The 15,768-nt window shown below is 59.2% G+C and carries 17 protein-coding genes and 1 tRNA gene; 11 read left to right on the plus strand and 7 right to left on the minus strand.

Going from position 1 to position 15,768, the window contains the following annotated elements; translation table 11 throughout:
• The first annotated feature begins 313 nt into the window (after nucleotides 1–313).
• A complete protein-coding gene (locus QP990_RS11635) occupies nucleotides 314–1,678 on the plus strand; it encodes a citrate:proton symporter (protein ID WP_023020404.1) in 1,365 nt (454 codons plus the stop codon).
• A 34-nt stretch (nucleotides 1,679–1,712) separates the two neighbouring features.
• Here QP990_RS11635 and QP990_RS11640 read toward each other — a convergent pair.
• Both QP990_RS11640 and QP990_RS11645 read right to left on the minus strand, forming a co-directional pair.
• A tRNA-Pro gene (locus tag QP990_RS11640) sits at nucleotides 1,713–1,789 on the minus strand.
• Nucleotides 1,790–1,867: 78 nt separating this feature from the next.
• Nucleotides 1,868–2,758, minus strand: coding sequence for a metallophosphoesterase (locus QP990_RS11645; RefSeq protein WP_023020405.1), 891 nt, complete (start codon nucleotides 2,756–2,758; stop codon nucleotides 1,868–1,870).
• Nucleotides 2,759–2,791: 33 nt separating this feature from the next.
• Between QP990_RS11645 and QP990_RS11650 the strand changes: the two genes are divergently transcribed.
• Complete coding sequence (locus QP990_RS11650; protein ID WP_023020406.1) at nucleotides 2,792–3,256, plus strand: GatB/YqeY domain-containing protein; 465 nt, start codon at nucleotides 2,792–2,794, stop codon at nucleotides 3,254–3,256.
• Between the two features lie 30 nt (nucleotides 3,257–3,286).
• Here the strand turns inward: QP990_RS11650 and QP990_RS11655 are convergent, their stop codons facing one another.
• Nucleotides 3,287–5,776, minus strand: a complete 2,490-nt coding sequence (locus QP990_RS11655) for a transglycosylase domain-containing protein (protein WP_023020407.1) — start codon at nucleotides 5,774–5,776, stop codon at nucleotides 3,287–3,289.
• A gap of 144 nt (nucleotides 5,777–5,920) precedes the next feature.
• Here QP990_RS11655 and QP990_RS11660 point away from each other — a divergent pair, with 144 nt between their 5' ends.
• From QP990_RS11660 to QP990_RS11675, 4 genes are read left to right on the plus strand one after another with little or no spacing between them, the layout of a single operon-like run.
• Entirely contained in the window at nucleotides 5,921–6,244 is a 324-nt protein-coding gene (locus tag QP990_RS11660; protein ID WP_023020408.1) for a WhiB family transcriptional regulator, read from the plus strand.
• A 45-nt stretch (nucleotides 6,245–6,289) separates the two neighbouring features.
• Nucleotides 6,290–6,448: a DUF4177 domain-containing protein gene (locus QP990_RS11665; protein ID WP_005323131.1), complete on the plus strand. Its 159-nt coding sequence runs from the start codon at nucleotides 6,290–6,292 to the stop codon at nucleotides 6,446–6,448.
• Nucleotides 6,449–6,907, plus strand: coding sequence for a RidA family protein (locus QP990_RS11670; protein ID WP_023020409.1), 459 nt, complete (start codon nucleotides 6,449–6,451; stop codon nucleotides 6,905–6,907). It abuts the gene before it with no gap.
• 18 nt (nucleotides 6,908–6,925) lie between these two features.
• Entirely contained in the window at nucleotides 6,926–7,741 is an 816-nt protein-coding gene (locus tag QP990_RS11675; protein WP_023020410.1) for an MBL fold metallo-hydrolase, read from the plus strand.
• A 175-nt stretch (nucleotides 7,742–7,916) separates the two neighbouring features.
• Here QP990_RS11675 and glxR read toward each other — a convergent pair whose 3' ends face one another.
• Nucleotides 7,917–8,600 carry a CRP-like cAMP-activated global transcriptional regulator GlxR gene (glxR, locus tag QP990_RS11680; RefSeq protein ID WP_005323128.1) on the minus strand — a complete coding sequence of 228 codons (684 nt, stop codon included), beginning with the start codon at nucleotides 8,598–8,600 and terminating at the stop codon, nucleotides 7,917–7,919.
• A gap of 341 nt (nucleotides 8,601–8,941) precedes the next feature.
• On the opposite strand from glxR, the gene nth reads away from it, so the two are divergent.
• Genes nth through QP990_RS11700 form a run of 4 tightly spaced genes read left to right on the plus strand, consistent with a single transcriptional unit; the run spans nucleotide 8,942 to nucleotide 12,122 of the window.
• Nucleotides 8,942–9,598 (plus strand): endonuclease III, encoded by a 657-nt coding sequence (nth, locus tag QP990_RS11685; RefSeq protein WP_023020412.1) that lies wholly within the window; start codon nucleotides 8,942–8,944, stop codon nucleotides 9,596–9,598.
• Between the two features lie 9 nt (nucleotides 9,599–9,607).
• Nucleotides 9,608–10,171, plus strand: a complete 564-nt coding sequence (locus QP990_RS11690) for a TlpA disulfide reductase family protein (protein ID WP_023020413.1) — start codon at nucleotides 9,608–9,610, stop codon at nucleotides 10,169–10,171.
• Entirely contained in the window at nucleotides 10,168–10,869 is a 702-nt protein-coding gene (locus QP990_RS11695) for a CoA pyrophosphatase (RefSeq protein WP_023020414.1), read from the plus strand. The genes QP990_RS11690 and QP990_RS11695 overlap by 4 nt, the downstream gene beginning before the upstream one ends.
• Before the next feature lie 56 nt (nucleotides 10,870–10,925).
• Nucleotides 10,926–12,122, plus strand: coding sequence for a MarP family serine protease (locus QP990_RS11700; RefSeq protein WP_023020415.1), 1,197 nt, complete (start codon nucleotides 10,926–10,928; stop codon nucleotides 12,120–12,122).
• On the opposite strand, the gene QP990_RS11705 is transcribed toward QP990_RS11700, so the two are convergent.
• Both QP990_RS11705 and QP990_RS11710 read right to left on the minus strand, forming a co-directional pair.
• Entirely contained in the window at nucleotides 12,119–13,033 is a 915-nt protein-coding gene (locus QP990_RS11705; RefSeq protein ID WP_023020416.1) for an alpha/beta fold hydrolase, read from the minus strand. The genes QP990_RS11700 and QP990_RS11705 overlap by 4 nt on opposite strands.
• A gap of 136 nt (nucleotides 13,034–13,169) precedes the next feature.
• Nucleotides 13,170–13,673 (minus strand): phage holin family protein, encoded by a 504-nt coding sequence (locus QP990_RS11710; protein WP_023020417.1) that lies wholly within the window; start codon nucleotides 13,671–13,673, stop codon nucleotides 13,170–13,172.
• 108 nt (nucleotides 13,674–13,781) lie between these two features.
• On the opposite strand from QP990_RS11710, the gene QP990_RS11715 reads away from it, so the two are divergent.
• Nucleotides 13,782–14,498 carry a hypothetical protein gene (locus tag QP990_RS11715; RefSeq protein ID WP_023020418.1) on the plus strand — a complete coding sequence of 239 codons (717 nt, stop codon included), beginning with the start codon at nucleotides 13,782–13,784 and terminating at the stop codon, nucleotides 14,496–14,498.
• Here QP990_RS11715 and QP990_RS11720 read toward each other — a convergent pair.
• Nucleotides 14,495–15,376, minus strand: coding sequence for an HAD family phosphatase (locus QP990_RS11720; protein WP_034655694.1), 882 nt, complete (start codon nucleotides 15,374–15,376; stop codon nucleotides 14,495–14,497). The genes QP990_RS11715 and QP990_RS11720 overlap by 4 nt on opposite strands.
• Between the last annotated feature and the right edge of the window lie 392 nt (nucleotides 15,377–15,768).

Consider the following 15,768-nt stretch of genomic DNA (forward strand, 5'->3'; position numbering starts at 1 on the left):
GCATATACTTTCCGGAAACCTACAGGTCAATCCGTGAAAATCCGCGATTCCGGACACACTTTTTGACCCTTAACCCGTATTTTCTGCGCAAGAATCCGTGCACAACGGCCGTCGTTTTATCGGGGTGGGGTAGTTTTCACGCTTTGCATACTTTTTTGACGACACGCTATCCATAGACAATTCAATTCAAAGTGGTGTGAATTTTTTTGGGGGTGGTGGTAGTGCTGCTGGTGGCCAGGGTTTAATCTGAGTCACACCCCGTCTATCCGTGTCACGTGCGGCACGGCGGGACGTCAACTTGTAAAGGAGCACTATGCAGACCCCGCTCGGCCTTACGACCGTAGGCCTTTTGGTCATTTTCGTGACGGTGGGAATTTTAATTCGCGGCCGGGTAAACCCCATCATTCCCATGACATTGGTGCCCGTAGTTGGTGCCCTAGTATGTGGATTTGGTCTAGGCGAAATATCTGACTTTTTCAGCGAAGGCTTAAGTTCCGTCATCAACGTTGTGGTGATGTTTATCTTTGCCATCATCTTCTTTGGCATATTGCAAGATGTTGGCCTATTTACTCCGGTTATCCGCGCACTCATCAAGGCCACGCGCGGGAAAATCATGGCCGTAACGTTGGGCACTGCGGCGATTGGCGTAGTAGCGCACCTCGATGGATCTGGTTCTACCACCTTCCTTATCACCATCCCCGCACTACTCCCGCTCTATCGTGCGTTGAATATGTCGCGCTACGCGCTTATCACCATTGTGGCGATGGCCGCCTCCATAATGAATATGGTCCCTTGGGGCGGCCCGCTTGGCCGGGCCGGCGCCGTAGTCGATCAAGAGCCCAACGCCATCTGGGTGCAACTTTTGCCCATTCAGGGCGTAGCGATTGTGCTGGTCTTCCTTTTGGCCGCGCTTTTGGGGTGGCGGGAAAAGCGCCGTATAGCGGGTTTGCGCGAAAGCGGAGAATTAGTAGGCGGCACGGCAGTAGACGTTAATGAATTGGCCGATGAATTCGCTGCTGCACAGGTACGTGAACAACATAAATTGGGCTACCACTTCCGCACGGGACGCTGGGTTACCGTGGTCAACGTTGTCGTAGCCCTTGCGGTCTTAGTGGCTCTGCTATCGGGCGTAGCTCCGCCCGCCCCAGCCTTCCTCGTGGCCACTACAATCACGCTAGCCATTAATTTCAGCGGTTCCATGGAACAAGGCGAGGCCCTGCGGCGCCATGCGCCCAATGCATTGGCCATGGCGGGCGTCATTCTTGCCGCGGCCATGTTCTTGGGCGTTCTCAATGAAACGAAGATGCTTGAAGAAATCGCCCTGACGCTAGTTGACGTCTTGCCGGAGGGTGTCGCGCCGCATCTTCACGTTATTGTGGGCTTCTTTGGCGTACCGCTTGACTTGTTGACCTCGACGGATGCCTATTACTTCTCAGTTCTTCCTATTGTTCAGGGAACCGTGGAAAGCTTTGGGGTCAGCGGTATGGGTGCGGCTTGCGCGCTCATCATTGGTAACGTGGTGGGCACCTTCGTCTCGCCGTTCTCACCCGCATTATGGTTGGCGTTGGGGCTAGCGGAAGGCCAGATGGGTAAATATCTCAAGCTGGCTTTCCCCATTGCGTGGCTATTTTCCGCCATCTTGGTGGCCGCGGCGCTGTTTATGGGAATGTTGGCCTAGTAAAGAAAAGGCCCGCAGCACAGCTGCGGGCTCATGGTCGGGATAACAGGATTTGAACCTGCGACCTCTTCGTCCCGAACGAAGCGCGCTACCAACCTGCGCCATATCCCGGCGTTCCGCCTTGAAAAGCGGTACCTCGATACTTTAACGCAAGCTAAGCGCAATCAACAAAACGGCAGGTGGTTGCGTTTAGTCCACCTCAGTGATTTTTAGCAGCGTGGCGGAGGGCCGGCAGAAGATGCGTACGGGGGCAAATTTGGAGGTGCCCAAGCCATTGGAGACATGCATTTTCATCGGGCCGAAATCGTGGAGCCCCTGCACGCGGTCGCGGTCGATGCCGCAATTGGTTACCAGTGCACGGGATCCCGGCAGGCAAATTTGGCCGCCGTGGGTGTGACCAGAGAGCGAGAGTTGGTAGCCGTCGGCCGCGAACTTCTCCAGCACGCGGGGTTCGGGAGCGTGGAGGAGGGCCAGGGACAAATCAGCATCCTCGTTGGGAGGACCCGCGATTTCGGAGTAATCATCCAGATCGTGGTGTGGATCGTCCACGCCGGCGGCGGCAAGACGGACGTTGCCCACCTTAAACTCATGCCGAGCCTGGTTGGCATCGCGCCATCCGTGCTCCATAAAGGCGGCGCGCATACCGCGCCAGGGCAGATCCACATAGGAAGGCTCCCGCTTTTTGCCCAGCAGATACTTGAAGGGATTGACCGGACGCGGGGCCCAGTAGTCATTGGTGCCAAAGACAAAGAGGCCGGGGCGGGCCAGCAGCGGACCGAGAGCGCGCAGCGTATCGGGTACGGCCTGCTGATCGGAGAGATTATCGCCGGTGTTGACTACGAGGTCCGGCTCCAGGGCGTCGAGGGCGGAGACCCAGGCAATCTTGGTCTCTTGGCCCGGGATCATGTGCAGATCAGAAAGGTGGAGCAACCGAAATTCCGGCTTGCCACGCAGAGTGCCCTTGGGCAGGAGAGGGAGCGTATATTCCTTGAGCTCGAATTTGGTCAGTTCGCTATAGCCCCATGCTGCGGCGCCCAGGCCCGCAGCGGTGAGGCCGCCAAGAATACGTAAAAGTTTCACGGCTACCACCCTACCTGGCGTACATTGATAGGCATGAGCGAGCTAAAACAAACCATCCGTGCAGATCTGAAAACCGCAATGAAGGCGAAGGAGAAGCAGCGCACCAGCGCCATCCGTGCCTTGCTGGCCGCCATCCAGGCCGAGGAGACTAACGGCTCCCGGCACGAGCTGGAGGACGCCGATATCCTTAAGGTAATTGCGCGCGAAATCAAAAAGCGCCGCGAGTCCGCCGAGGTCTATGAGGAAAATGGGCGTCCGGAGTTGGCTGAAGCCGAGCTTGCTGATGTCCCCTTCTTCGAGGCCTACCAGCCCCGCCAGCTAGACGAGTCCGAGCTGCAGGCCTTGGTGAAGGAATCCATTGCCGAGGTCGAAGCCGAAAACGGCGAAGCACCCACCATGAAGCAGATGGGTGCCGTAATGAAGGTGGCCAATGCCAAGGCCGCCGGCCAAGCGGACGGCAAGCGCCTGTCCGCTGAGGTCAAAGCCCAGCTGAGCTAGAGCGGGCGAGACCACACTGGGTGGCGGAGCCTAGCGGCCAAGCAGGCTGCGGATATCGTTGGCAAAGTTATCGATGTCCTCTTGGCGGATGCCAAAGTCTTCCGGCGAGAATCCGCCCCCGCCACCGTTACCGCCTGTGCCGCCAGTCGAGCGGCCCGGACTAGTAGCACCGTCGATATTAGCGCCGCCGGTGCTATTTTGCGTGCCGGTGGAGTTAGCATCGGTCACGCCGGAGGAGGGGGATTGGGAGGCCCCGGCGCCGTCGGAAAGCTGCAGCGTAATCTCTGCGCCCTTCTTCTTTCCGTCCTTGCCGGTAATGGCGCGAACTACGCGGCCATAAGGCACATCGCCGCCGATGACGCGGGAAGTCTTGACCACATAGCCCTTAGCTTCCAAGGCCTGGCGCGCCTCGGCCTCGGACTTGCCACGCAGGCCATCTAGGGTCTTATCGGCCGTGGTGCCGTTATCGTATTTCTTATTGTAATTCGGCAGACCAGCCTTGGTTGCTATCGGCAGCTGGGAGGCCATGCTGAAGAAGGTCTGCGCCGGCTCCAAGCCGCCGTAGAGGTTGCCCCAACCCGCGCACTGGCGCACCGGGCCAGTACACAGCGGGACGGTGGAGGTGCCGTCGTTATAAATATAAGGAGCGGCGGAAATGCCCTCATTGAATCCCAAGAAAGCAGAGGACTGGTTGGACTCGGTGGTACCGGTCTTTGCCGCGATAGGGCTGGAATAACCGGCCGCCTGGGCGGCATCTTTGGCCGTGCCCTGCTTGGCATCTTCGGACAAAGCATTGCTCATGGCGCGGGCCACGTCCTTATCCACCGCCTGCTCACACGGGGTTTCTTTAAGGTAGACCTCGTTGCCTTCCTTATCGGTGATCTGGGCGATGGGGTTGGGTTCACACCATTTGCCATCCGAGGCCAGCGTGGCACCCACATTGGCTAGCTCCAGCGGGTTGACCTGGTCTGGGCCCAGGGTAAAAGAACCCGAATTGGCTTCCTTGGTGTGCTGGGCAATCGAGGTGTCCTTATCAAAGCTGCCCTTGTCATCGTAGGAGCGCAGGCCCAAGCGCACCGCCATATCAACGATGGGGGCTACGCCTACCTGCTCGGTGAGCTTGATAAAAGGCGTATTGGGCGAGTGGGCCAGTGCTTCCTGCAGCGTCATGGTGGCCTTATAGGCGCCAGCGTTTTCCACGCAGTAGCGGTCCGCCGGGCAGCCGGCGGCGCCGCCGTGACCAAGGCCTTCCGCCTCGTAGCGGGCGGGCACATCCACGGTGTTTTTAATGCCATAGCCTGCCTCAAGCGCGGCCGCGGCGGTAAAGACCTTAAATACGGAGCCGGCACCGTTGCCTACCAGGGAATAGGGCTGCGGCAGGATGGTTTCATTCTTGTCCAAGTCCAAGCCATAGTCACGGGAGGAGACCATGGCCAGCACCTTGCGATCCGATTTACCGGGTTTGATGACGTCCATGACTTCCGCCACGCCTGGGGCGTCCGGGTTGGTGTGGCTTTGCACGGCCTGAAGGGCCTTATTTTGCACCGTTGGATCCAGTGTGGTTTTGATGGTGTAGCCACCGCGCGCCAGCTGTTCTTCGCTAATGCCCTTCTTATCCAGGTACTTCAGTACATAATCACAGTAGAAACCGCGGTCACCCGCGCCGATGCAGCCATTGGCTAGCGTTTGGGGCTTCTTGCCGACGCCCAGCTTTTCCCCCTTATACTTATCCGCTTCCTGCTGCTTGATATGGCCGTTATCCGCCATGGATTGCAGGACGAGGTTGCGCCTTTCGGTTACTTCGCCGGCGTTGGTATAGGGGTTGAGGCGCTCAGAGGATTGGACCATGCCCGCCAGCATTGCTGCTTGTGGCACCGTGAGCTCAGAGGCGTGGGTGCCAAAATAGGTGCGGGCTGCGGCCTCGACGCCATAGGCATGGTTACCAAAAGACACCAGGTTGAGATAGTTGGTGAGGATGTCATCTTTATCTAACTCCTCATCCATCTTGGTAGCCATGCGCATCTCGCGCAGCTTGCGGGTTAGGGATTGCTCGGTGGCCGCGGCACGCTCTTCATCGGTAGTAGCAGAAACCAACAGCAAGTAGTTCTTTACGTACTGCTGATCGATGGTAGAAGCACCCTGAGAGACACCACCCGAGGTCAGGTTGGTCCACAGTGCGCGGAAATTGCCCTGGAAGTCTACGCCTTCGTGATCATAAAAGCGCTCGTCCTCAATGGAGACGATGGCGTTTTTCATGGCTTTAGAAATCTTCTTTCCCTCCACCGGGTGGCGGCGCTGGCTGAAGACATAGGCCATGTCCTTGCCCTTGGCATCTTTAATAGTGGTGACGCCAGGGATATTACCGGCCGTCAGATCTTGCAGGTCAGATTGCATGGTTTCGTTAGTACGGGCAATCGCTACCCCGGAAATGCCCGCGAAGGGGGCAAGGGCCAGGGCGATCAGCGCGCCTACCAAGACCGTAGACAGGGCTATCTTGGCCAAAGATTTGATGACAGTCACGCCCCATACACTACGTGGTCGCCCTCGGTGGGTGGAAGATCACTCGCACCCCCTAAAGTGTGACGTGTTAGACAATCTTCTACCTGGGTGAATAGACTTAGGCGCGTTACATAGTATTCCGTCTGGGAAGGAGCACACTCACCCATGACCGTTCGTGTGAAGACTGCTGGAATGTCTAATACAGCCCGAAATCCCGAGCGTGGTGAGTGGGTTACCCAGGCTAAATGCCGTAAAGGTGACCCGGATGCCCTCTTTGTGCGCGGTGCAGAACAGCGCAAGGCGGCGGTCATCTGCCGCCACTGCCCGGTGTTGACCGAATGCCGTGCCGATGCTTTGGATAACCGCGTCGAGTTTGGTGTTTGGGGCGGGCTGACCGAGCGTCAGCGCCGTGCATTGCTTCGCAAGAACCCTCACATCACGGATTGGGCGCACTACTTGGCTGAGGGCGGCGAACTCGTCGGGATTTAAGAATTTTGACGGCGTGGGGCGTATTTAATAGTTAGAATGGGACCCATGACTAAATGGGAATACGCAACCGCACCTGTTCTTACCCACGCTACGAAGCAGATCCTCGATTCTTGGGGTGAAGACGGCTGGGAACTGGTTACCGTCACCCCTGGCCCGAACCCAGAAAACGTCGTGGCCTACTTCAAGCGCGAGGTGGCAGAGTAAATGGGCTTTCATGCTCGCTTGCGGGAGCTGGGGTACGAGCTACCGGGCGTCGCCAAGCCGCTAGCTTCCTATGTGCCGGCCGTACGCGTAGGGAATCAGGTCTGGACCTCCGGTCAGCTTCCCCTCGTGGAGGGAACCTTGCCGCTGACCGGCAAGGTTGGTGCCGAAATCACTACGGAACAAGCCCAAGAACAGGCCCGCATCGCGGCGCTCAATGCGCTCGCCGCCATCGATGCTGAGGTGGGCCTAGATAATATCTCCCGCGTGCTAAAGATTGTGGGGTTCGTGGCTTCTGATCCGGGCTATGCAGATCAGCCAGCAGTTATCAATGGCGCCTCGGATTTCATTGGTGAAGTCTTTGGGGATGCCGGAACGCATGCTCGCTCCGCCGTTGGTGTGGCTGCGTTGCCTAAAAACGCGCCGGTAGAGATCGAACTAATCGTAGAAATTGCTGCTTGATCGGATAGGCTAGTAACTATGGAGCACCCTGCATATAGTCAATTGCGTCCCGTCAGCCAATCCGTTGGCGTAGTCCTTTGTGATAACCCCAGCTACACCGCCCTTGAGGGGACGAATACGTGGATTATTCGCGCCGCTGAAGACTCCCGGGCGATCGTCGTAGACCCGGGTCCAGAGGATGAAGGCCATCTCAACGTTGTGCACCGCAACGCAGGTGAGGTGGCATTGATTTTGATTACTCACCGCCACGATGATCACGCATCTGGCGCGCAGCGCCTGCGGCAGATGACCGGCGCCCCCATTCGCGCATTCGATCCGAGTTACTGCAACGGTGCCGAGGCGCTGCAGGATGGTGAGCATATCTCCCTCGACGGCATCACCCCTCGCCTCGAGGTTGTTCACACTCCTGGCCATACCGCGGACTCCACCTGCTTTTTTGTGTGGAGCGGTGAAGTAGGAAACTCCCGCCTCGAAGGCATTATTTCCGGTGACACCATCGCAGGCCGTCACACCGTTTTGCTTTCGGAGACGGACGGAAACTTGGCCGACTATCTGCACACCTTGGATACCCTAGAGGAGCGCGGTAAGGATATCGCGTTGTTCCCAGGGCACGGCCCAGATTTGGATGACACGTCCCAGGTAGCCCGCAAGTATATCGACCGCCGCCACTACCGCCTTGATCAGATTAAGGAGATCCGCGCCCGCTTGGGTGAGGATGTAGATCTGAATACCCTGGTCAACGAGATGTACGATGATGTGGATCCGGTACTGCGCCACGCTGCGGAGCAGTCCACTCGCACCGCGCTGAAGTATTTGGACGGCAAGACTAAATAAGCCGTATCTCCATATGTGCCCCTTTTTCCTCCTAGTAGGAAAAGGGGCTTAATTGTTTTAGCCCCTGCGCTGGTGCACCAGGGAAGTGGGGCTGGCCTCCACGTAATGCTGGGCAAGGGGGCGAAAACCAGCGAAACCCCCGCTTTAAGCGGGGGTGTGGCGAGCTCGCGCTTACTTAGCGAGCGCGGCGGGCGAGGTGCTCGGTATCGACAATGAGTACGGACTTGCCCTCGAGGCGGATCCAACCGCGGTGGGCAAAGGTGGCGAGCGCCTTGTTGACGGTCTCACGAGAGGCGCCGACCAGTTGGGCAATCTCTTCCTGGGTGAGATCGTGGTTTACGCGCAGGGCGCTGCCTTCCTGGACGCCGAAGCGATTGGCCAGCTGCAGCAAAGTCTTTGCCACGCGGCCGGGAACATCCGTGAAGATGAGGTCGGCCAAGTTGGCGTTGGTGCGACGCAGGCGGCGTGCCAAGACGCGTAGCAGCTGCTGTGCGATTTCGGGGTGGTCACCAACCCACTTCTTGAGCAGCTCGGAGTTCATGGTGGCCGCCTGAACTTCGGTCACGCATACTGCGGAAGAGGTGCGCGGGCCCGGGTCGAAGATGGACAGCTCGCCGAACATATCGGATGGGCCCATGACGGTCAGGAGGTTTTCGCGGCCGTCCGGGGCGTGGCGAGCGAGCTTAATCTTGCCCGAGGTGATGATGTACAAGCGGTCACCAGGTTCGCCCTCGTCGAAGATGGTGGTTCCGCGCGGATAGCGCACGGTCTCCATCTGCTCGATGAGGTGCTGCACTGCAACGGGATCAACGCCTTGGAAGATTCCGGCGCGGGAGAGGATGTCCTGTACGCCTTCCACGTTTTACTCCTTGGATGTCGACTACGAAAGTCCATAGATGCGCCTGCGCCACATCTGGGTGCGGTCTTTCATGCACTCGACAATGCGGAACAAGCGGGGTCACTGTGTAACGCGTTTCATCTTACAGTGTAATTGGTCACTTTTGGTACTTCAGTGAATTTTTGTCACACTATAGAAACTCTGATCGTGCTAGAGGCACAACTCCGGCCAGCGAGTTTGCGGCTTAGTCAGCGAAAACAACTGCCTCGAGCTTTTCCATCAGGAGGGCGAAAAGGGCGATCGCAAGCGGTACCAGAATCACAAGTGAAATCATGTTTTCCTAGTCTACTAAGCTTTATGCCATGAATTCAGCACTGTCAGCGGCCAGCGCGCCGGAGCTACGGGCACCGGAGATAAATAGGCGTTTGGCACAGGAGTATCCAGATGCGCGTTGTGCCTTGGATTATGACTCCCCGCTGCAGCTTTTGATAGCCACGGTGCTTTCTGCCCAGTGCACGGATGAGCGCGTGAACTCGGTGACCCCTGAACTCTTTTCCCGCTACCCCGAGGCCGCGGATTATGCAGCAGCGCAGCGGTCGGAACTGGAGCGCATCCTGCGCCCGTTGGGTTTTCAACGAGCTAAGGCGGGACACCTTTTGGGCATAGGGGAGAAGCTGGTGGCAGATTTTCAAGGCGAGGTTCCCCGCACGGTTAAGGAGCTCACCAGCCTGCCCGGCGTGGGGCGTAAGACCGCGCTGGTGGTGCTTGGAAATGCCTTTGGGATTCCGGGGCTGACGGTGGATACGCACTTCGGCCGCCTTATGCAGCGGCTTGGGCTCACGGGAGAGACGACACCGCTGAAGATTGAGCGGGACATCGCCAAGCTCCTGCCAGAAAAAGAGTGGACAATGTTTTCTCACCGCGTCATCTTTCATGGGCGCCAGGTATGCCATGCGCGCACGCCGGAGTGCGGTGCATGCGTGCTGCGGGATATGTGTCCAGCGGCTAGTGGGCGCTAGGCTTAAGGCATGAAGAACTACGTCCTTGGCACGGTGATTGCCGCGATCCTCATTGCCGTTATCGCGGTAGTGGGGGTCTCGCAATTGCGGGGTGGGGACGAAGCCGAGGAGGCAGTGCCAACCGAGGCTGCTCCGCAAGAAGTCCCGCAGCGTCCAGACTGTCCAGCCGGCACCGTAGCTGGGGTAGAGCTGGATTGCTTGGGCGGTAAGGCCACCGGAAAGCGTGCCGATGAAGGTGTGAGCGTGGTCAACGTGTGGGCGTGGTGGTGCGAGCCGTGCCGCGCGGAGCTTCCCTATCTGCAAAAGGTGGCGGAGACGCACCCAGACTGGCAGGTCGTGGGTGTGCACGCGGATAAGAACGCGGGAAACGGTGCAGCTTTCTTGAATGACGTGGGAGTGGATCTGCCGAGCTTCCAGGATGCGGATAATAAATTTGCCGGTCAGTTGAGCCTGCCAGGCGTAGTTCCGGTGACAGTGGTGCTCAAGGACGGCGAAGTGCGCAAGCAATTTGCGCAGCCCTTTAGCTCCGCAGCGGAGATTGAACGGGCCGTGAAAGAGGCGATTGCGGCATGAGCCAACTTCGTCCCGAGTGCACACCAGAATGGCTCAAGCCAGCGTTGGGGGTAGATCCGAGCCAGGTGCAAGAGCTCATAGGCAACCGGCAGGCTTCGTCCCTCAATGGCACTACTGCGCAGGTGCCGGTCAAACGGGAGGCGGCTGTGCTTATGCTACTTAGCGGCGAAAGCGCGGAGGAGGGCAGCATTTTGCTCACACACCGCTCGCCGTCCATGCGTTCTCACTCCGGACAAATTGCTTTCCCGGGCGGCCGCCGAGATCCCGGTGATACCTCGCTAGTGGATACTGCGCTGCGGGAAGCCTGGGAAGAAACGGACCTGCAGCGTAATTCCGTGACCCCATTAGAGCAGTGGAGCCAACTGCATATCCGTGCCACCGGCAATCCCGTGAGCCCGATCCTGGCGCATTGGAACCAGCCGGGGGAGGTCTATCCCGCCAGCCCTGATGAAACCGATGATGTCTTTCTCGTTCCCATCCGGGAATTGGTCGATCCACGCAATCGCTTCGTGGTGGGCTTTAGAAAATGGCAAGGACCAGCATTTCATGCCAATGGCTATGTCATCTGGGGGTTTACCGCCGGCGTGCTTTCGGCTCTCTTGCAGCACTCTGGGTGGAGCGTTCCTTGGGATAATAATTCAGTCATGGACCTGCGTGACTCCCTCAAAAACTCCCGCAATAATGAGAAGATGTCCTAACCGCTTGTGCCGCGGTACGTGTACGTCTTAACCCCCAATAGAAAGAATCCATAGCCATGACTCCTGCGCTTATCGTTGACGGCCTGATTGTGGTCGCCGTCCTGTTGGCGCTACTTAGTGGGTGGCGCAATGGTGCCCTCGCGGCAGTTTTGGCCTCCATCGGAGTGGGTGCTGGGGTAGTGCTGGGCATTGCCGTGGCACCTGCCGCATTGCGCCTGGTGGATCAGCCCTCGTTGCGCTTGCTGCTCTTGGTAGGAATTTTGGTGCTATTCGTGGGCATCGGGCAGCTCATCGGCTCCTCTCTGGGCGGCAGCGTGCGCGACCGCATGAAGGCGCGCAAGACACAGCGCCTCGATTCTGCGGTGGGTGCGGTATTCCAAGCCTTTGCCGCCTTGGTGGTTATTTGGCTGATTTCTATCCCTGTGGCCACCAACTTGGGTGGTGCGACCGGTCAGGGCCTGCGCGATTCGCGTATCTTGGGCAACCTCAACTCGGCCGCGCCGGCGCGGGTAGCGGCGCTGCCCAATGGCGTGGCGGCAATGCTTAATGAGTCCGGCCTGCCGCCGTTGGTTTCGCCCTGGCAAAACTCCATTAGCAATGAGGAAGTAAAAGAGCCGGACCCAGACGTGCAGGATCCGGAGCTGGTGCGCCGCATGCGGCCCTCCATCATTCACGTGCTTGGCGACGCCGAAGAGTGCTCCCGCCGCCTCATGGGTTCCGGCTTTGTGGTCTCTGATGACTACGTGATCACCAATGCCCACGTGGTGGCCGGCACGCAGACCGTGCGCCTTGATACCAAGCTGGGGCTTAAGGATGCGACCGTGGTCTATTACAACCCGGACGTGGACGTGGCGGTGTTGCATTCGCGCGACCTCGGCATCGATCCGCTGCCGTGGGCCCAGACCCCGGCCCAGACGGGCGATGATGCGATGGTCATGGGCTTCCCGCATTCCGGGCCTTTCGACGCCGAGATGGCACGTGTGCGCGATCGCATCACCATTTCCGGTCCGGATATTTACTCCCACGGGCATGTGGAGCGCGATTCCTACACCGTTCGCGGCAATATCCAGCAAGGAAATTCCGGCGGCCCACTGGTCAATACGGCTGGCGAGGTCCTAGGCGTGGTCTTTGGCGCCTCGGTGGATGACTCTGAAACGGGCTATGCGCTCACCGCTGATGAAGTCAACAGTCAGATCGGGGACGTCGCGCAGCTTACCCACCCGGTCGATACCGGTGAGTGCGTGGCCCATTAGCTATTTTCTTGGAGCCACGCCCCCAGCGTAGAGACGAACTCCGCTGGTGCTTCCACGTGCGGTAGGTTCTTCGCACCGGGCACGGTCGTGGCGGTAAATCTGTGGCGGGCGCGCAAGGCGGCGCGACGGACCACGGGATTCCACAGCCGTTGTTGGGCGTGGATGAAAAGGACGGGTCGTTCCACTGTCAGTTCCACCCAGTTCAGGGGGACAACGGCGGTGCGCATACGGTGGTTCCGCAAGATTCCGCGCCGAACGCTGCCGATCCGGGAGGCGCGCAGGCGTAGATCGAGGATGCGGTCAAAGGTGGCTCCGTTAAGCGAAGGCCCCGTATCCAGCTCCAACTCCTTGCGGTAGGCGCGCGGGCTAAGTAGCAGGTTCTGGGCGCGGGTAACGCGGGGTAGGCGGCACAGCAGCGAGCGCAGGTTAATCCACCCAAAATCCCACGGCCGGGCGGCAATCGCTCGGCGCAGATCCACCGGGTGGGCGGCGGAGATGGAAGCCAAGCCGCGCACCCGCTCGGGGCGCTCAGCGGCTAAGCACCAAGCCACCGCGCCGCCGGTATCGGCACCGACCACAAAGGCATCGTCGTGGCCCAAGGCTTGGATGAGCCCGCTGATATCGCCCACCAAGGTACGAATATCTTGCCCCGCATCAATAGGTGGCTTATCGGACATGCCAAAGCCGCGCATATCTACCGCCGCGACGTGGAAACCGCGCTGCGCAAGCGGCGCAATGACGTCTTGGTAGTCGAACCACCCACCAAAGGCGCTGTGGATGAGTACCACTAGTGGCTGCGTGCTCTCTCCCGCCGTGGCCACGTGCAGGCGGATGCCGCGGGTATGGACGAAGTCATGCGCATAAGGTCCCTCCAGCTCCACCGTTGAGGGAGGCAGGGGTGCAAAGGCCATGGTGCCGCCTTTCTATAGTTGGGGCAGAAACGGTAGAGGATAGGGGAAAGTACACAAAATCCGCCCCAGGCTAGCTAGGGCGGATAGAGGGGAGCACGACTGCGTGGCGTGCTGCGTGTGCGTGGCGCCTGCCGGTTTAGGTGTAGAGGCCGTGGGTGGTCTTTCGGTCCAGAGACTTTTGTGCCTTGCCCGGAACCAGGTTCTTGAGCTCCTTGGTGGAGTCAATGGTCTTTTGCGGCGCCTTCACCTGCTTGACGTTCTTCAGACCAACAAAGGCCAAGATGCCGGCGAGGACGATCATGATCAAGAAGACGATCAGGAACGCTGCCCAACGGTCCAGCCAGATGGCGAGGAGCTCTGCCAAGAAGAAGAAAAAGAAGAAAGAGCTATACAGCGCGATGGTGCCAGCGCCGCCGAAGAGACCAGCACCAATTCCACCCTTCTTTGCGGACTCTGCCAGTTCGGTCTTAGCCAGCTCCACCTCGGAGCGTACGAGCTGGGACATCTGCTCGGTGGCGTTGGAGACCAGCTGGCCTACCGAGGTCTCGGACGAGGACGTATCCACGTCACTCAATGGGATCGAGTTCACCTTCGGTGCAAATTGATCAGTACCGTCGGTATACAGTCCATCGTTGCTCACGATTAATTCTCCTCGCGTTTATCTAAACCTTGTAATGTCCCTAATAATAATGGAATCACTATTCTCCCATGGTGCCACGCATACGTAGGGACTTCCACGGCTATCCTAATGTATATGTCAGAAATTGACGCGTTATCCCCGCTGTTTCGCCTGCCGGGGGTGAAAGAAAGTGCAGAAAAAGCCGCCGCTGCCATTGCCCGTGCACACCGTCGACCTGCAGGATTGCGAAAGTTTGAGGTCATTTCCGCCGAGTCCCTTATTCGCGGCGCCCGTTCTAGCGTGGCGCTTGATGGTTACGCCATCCCCCCACATCCGGGCCCAGAGAATGTGGAAGAAGGGCCGTTGGCCAGCGCCGTAAGCGCCTACTCTGTGGCCGCGCCGGAGCTCTTGGACACCACGGTGCGCTCCTTTGCCCGAGCGCCGCTGCAGGTTCTAGCGCGCATTGACGTCGCGGCCGGTGGCACCGGTATCCCCACCGGTGAAAGCGCGCGGCTGCAAGGGCTGGGCCGGCTTATCGCCCAGGGTAATGGTCCCGCCTTTGATCTCCTTCTACCGAGCGTGGTCCATGCCGAGATAGCCGCAGGGCAGTTTTTCGGCCCTCGCAGCGGTCTCGTCGCCCGCGTTGCTTCTCGCCTTGCCGCTGTGCATACGGGGTTTGACCCGCGCGGTTTCGCCGTACCCGAGGTCTACTACACCCGCCACCGCGCTGAGTATGCCGATGCGGTGGATAATTACCGCACCGCGCTTGCCGACGCCCTCCTTACCCACCTCGCTGCCTGGGCAGCCGGTGGTGCAGAGGCCGACGCGATTGCGCGAGCCGCTTAAGAGGTATGCCGTGGCCCGCGCTTGGGGAAGCTGGGGCGGTCAGGGTGCTGGGCAAGCCACAGCCCGGCGCCGATAGCCGCCACGGTACCCGCCAGCACGGAGGCGCCGATTCCGATTTCTTTAGCGGTTGGCGCAGGCAGGAGCGGCACTGGGTCCTTAAAGGATCGAATATCCCACTCATGGCTGATGGCGTGGCGCTTTAATTGCTTGTCCGGGTTGACCGCGACGGGGTGGCCAACCTTCTCCAGCATCGGGATATCCGTAGCAGAATCCGAATAGGCATAGCTGGCATTAAGATCAATGTTTGCTGCGGCGGCAGTGCGCTCTAGTGCCTCCGCCTTATGTGGGCCCTTGCAATAAAAGAGCACCTCGCCGGTAAAGCGTCCGTCTTTTTCTGCCAATTCGGTGGCGATGACGTGCTCGACGCCGAGCTCCTCCGCGATGATGTCTACCAGCACGGTAGCGGAGGCAGAGACAATGACCACGTGGTCGCCCGCGGCGCGGTGGGCACGGATAAGTTCCCGGGCCTCGGCATAGATGGAGGGAGTGACCACGTGGTGCATGGTGTCTCGGGCGATGGAGCGCACTTCCTCCACGGACCACCCCGTGACCATTGCGGTGAGCTGATCGCGGCTAGCGTCCATGCCTTCGCTGGAGAGGCCGGAAAACATATAGCTGGCTTTCGCCAGGGAGAGCTGCAGTGCTTCGGCCGGGGAGATGAGCCCGTTGTGCAAAAATTCGCGGCCAAAGGCATAGGCCGAGGAGGTGGCGATGATGGTTTTATCGAGATCGAAAAACGCCGCGGTGCGTGTGTGCTCGCCGCCGGCGCAACTCGTGCTAGCGGGGCGGGGAGGAAAGGATTCGCGGGAATTCGTCATGGTGTGCTGCCGAGTGTAGCTGCCCTTCGCGCTTAGTGGTGTAGAAGTGGCTGCAGTTAATGGTGGTTGGCGAGTCAATAATGTGGGATTGGCAGCCCGTGCGGGGGATAAAGTAGTGAACACGCATTCGGTGCAGGTCAGCGCCATGGCCGTTGAAAAACTGCTGTTAGCTGTTGTGGTTGGGTGGCGAACATGTCATAATAATGCGTGCAAGGCCCCGATATACTGTGCGGCCTGCCCCGGCTCACCCCCGAGGCCGGGTTACTGACGGCCCGTGCGCACACCCCCCCGATGCACGGGCCGTCACCTATATCTAGGGTTAAGGGTCAAAATGTGTGTCTGGCTCGGCGTGTCGCGGGGGTTAGATTTGGCCTTTTTGAATGCCGATTGAG

This window comes from Corynebacterium sp. MSK071 (assembly GCF_030232125.1).
GTDB lineage: Bacteria > Actinomycetota > Actinomycetes > Mycobacteriales > Mycobacteriaceae > Corynebacterium > Corynebacterium kefirresidentii.

Excerpts from the sequence above, each read along its gene's own strand:
- QP990_RS11635 (WP_023020404.1), top strand. The coding sequence starts at position 314 with ATGCAGACCCCGCTCGGCCTTACGACCGTAGGCCTTTTGGTCATTTTC.
- QP990_RS11650 (WP_023020406.1), top strand. The coding sequence starts at position 2,792 with ATGAGCGAGCTAAAACAAACCATCCGTGCAGATCTGAAAACCGCAATG.
- QP990_RS11660 (WP_023020408.1), top strand. The coding sequence starts at position 5,921 with ATGACCGTTCGTGTGAAGACTGCTGGAATGTCTAATACAGCCCGAAAT.
- QP990_RS11665 (WP_005323131.1), top strand. The coding sequence starts at position 6,290 with ATGACTAAATGGGAATACGCAACCGCACCTGTTCTTACCCACGCTACG.
- QP990_RS11670 (WP_023020409.1), top strand. The coding sequence starts at position 6,449 with ATGGGCTTTCATGCTCGCTTGCGGGAGCTGGGGTACGAGCTACCGGGC.
- QP990_RS11675 (WP_023020410.1), top strand. The coding sequence starts at position 6,926 with ATGGAGCACCCTGCATATAGTCAATTGCGTCCCGTCAGCCAATCCGTT.
- nth (WP_023020412.1), top strand. The coding sequence starts at position 8,942 with ATGAATTCAGCACTGTCAGCGGCCAGCGCGCCGGAGCTACGGGCACCG.
- QP990_RS11690 (WP_023020413.1), top strand. The coding sequence starts at position 9,608 with ATGAAGAACTACGTCCTTGGCACGGTGATTGCCGCGATCCTCATTGCC.
- QP990_RS11695 (WP_023020414.1), top strand. The coding sequence starts at position 10,168 with ATGAGCCAACTTCGTCCCGAGTGCACACCAGAATGGCTCAAGCCAGCG.
- QP990_RS11700 (WP_023020415.1), top strand. The coding sequence starts at position 10,926 with ATGACTCCTGCGCTTATCGTTGACGGCCTGATTGTGGTCGCCGTCCTG.
- QP990_RS11705 (WP_023020416.1), bottom strand. The coding sequence starts at position 13,033 with ATGGCCTTTGCACCCCTGCCTCCCTCAACGGTGGAGCTGGAGGGACCT.
- QP990_RS11715 (WP_023020418.1), top strand. The coding sequence starts at position 13,782 with ATGTATATGTCAGAAATTGACGCGTTATCCCCGCTGTTTCGCCTGCCG.
- QP990_RS11720 (WP_034655694.1), bottom strand. The coding sequence starts at position 15,376 with ATGACGAATTCCCGCGAATCCTTTCCTCCCCGCCCCGCTAGCACGAGT.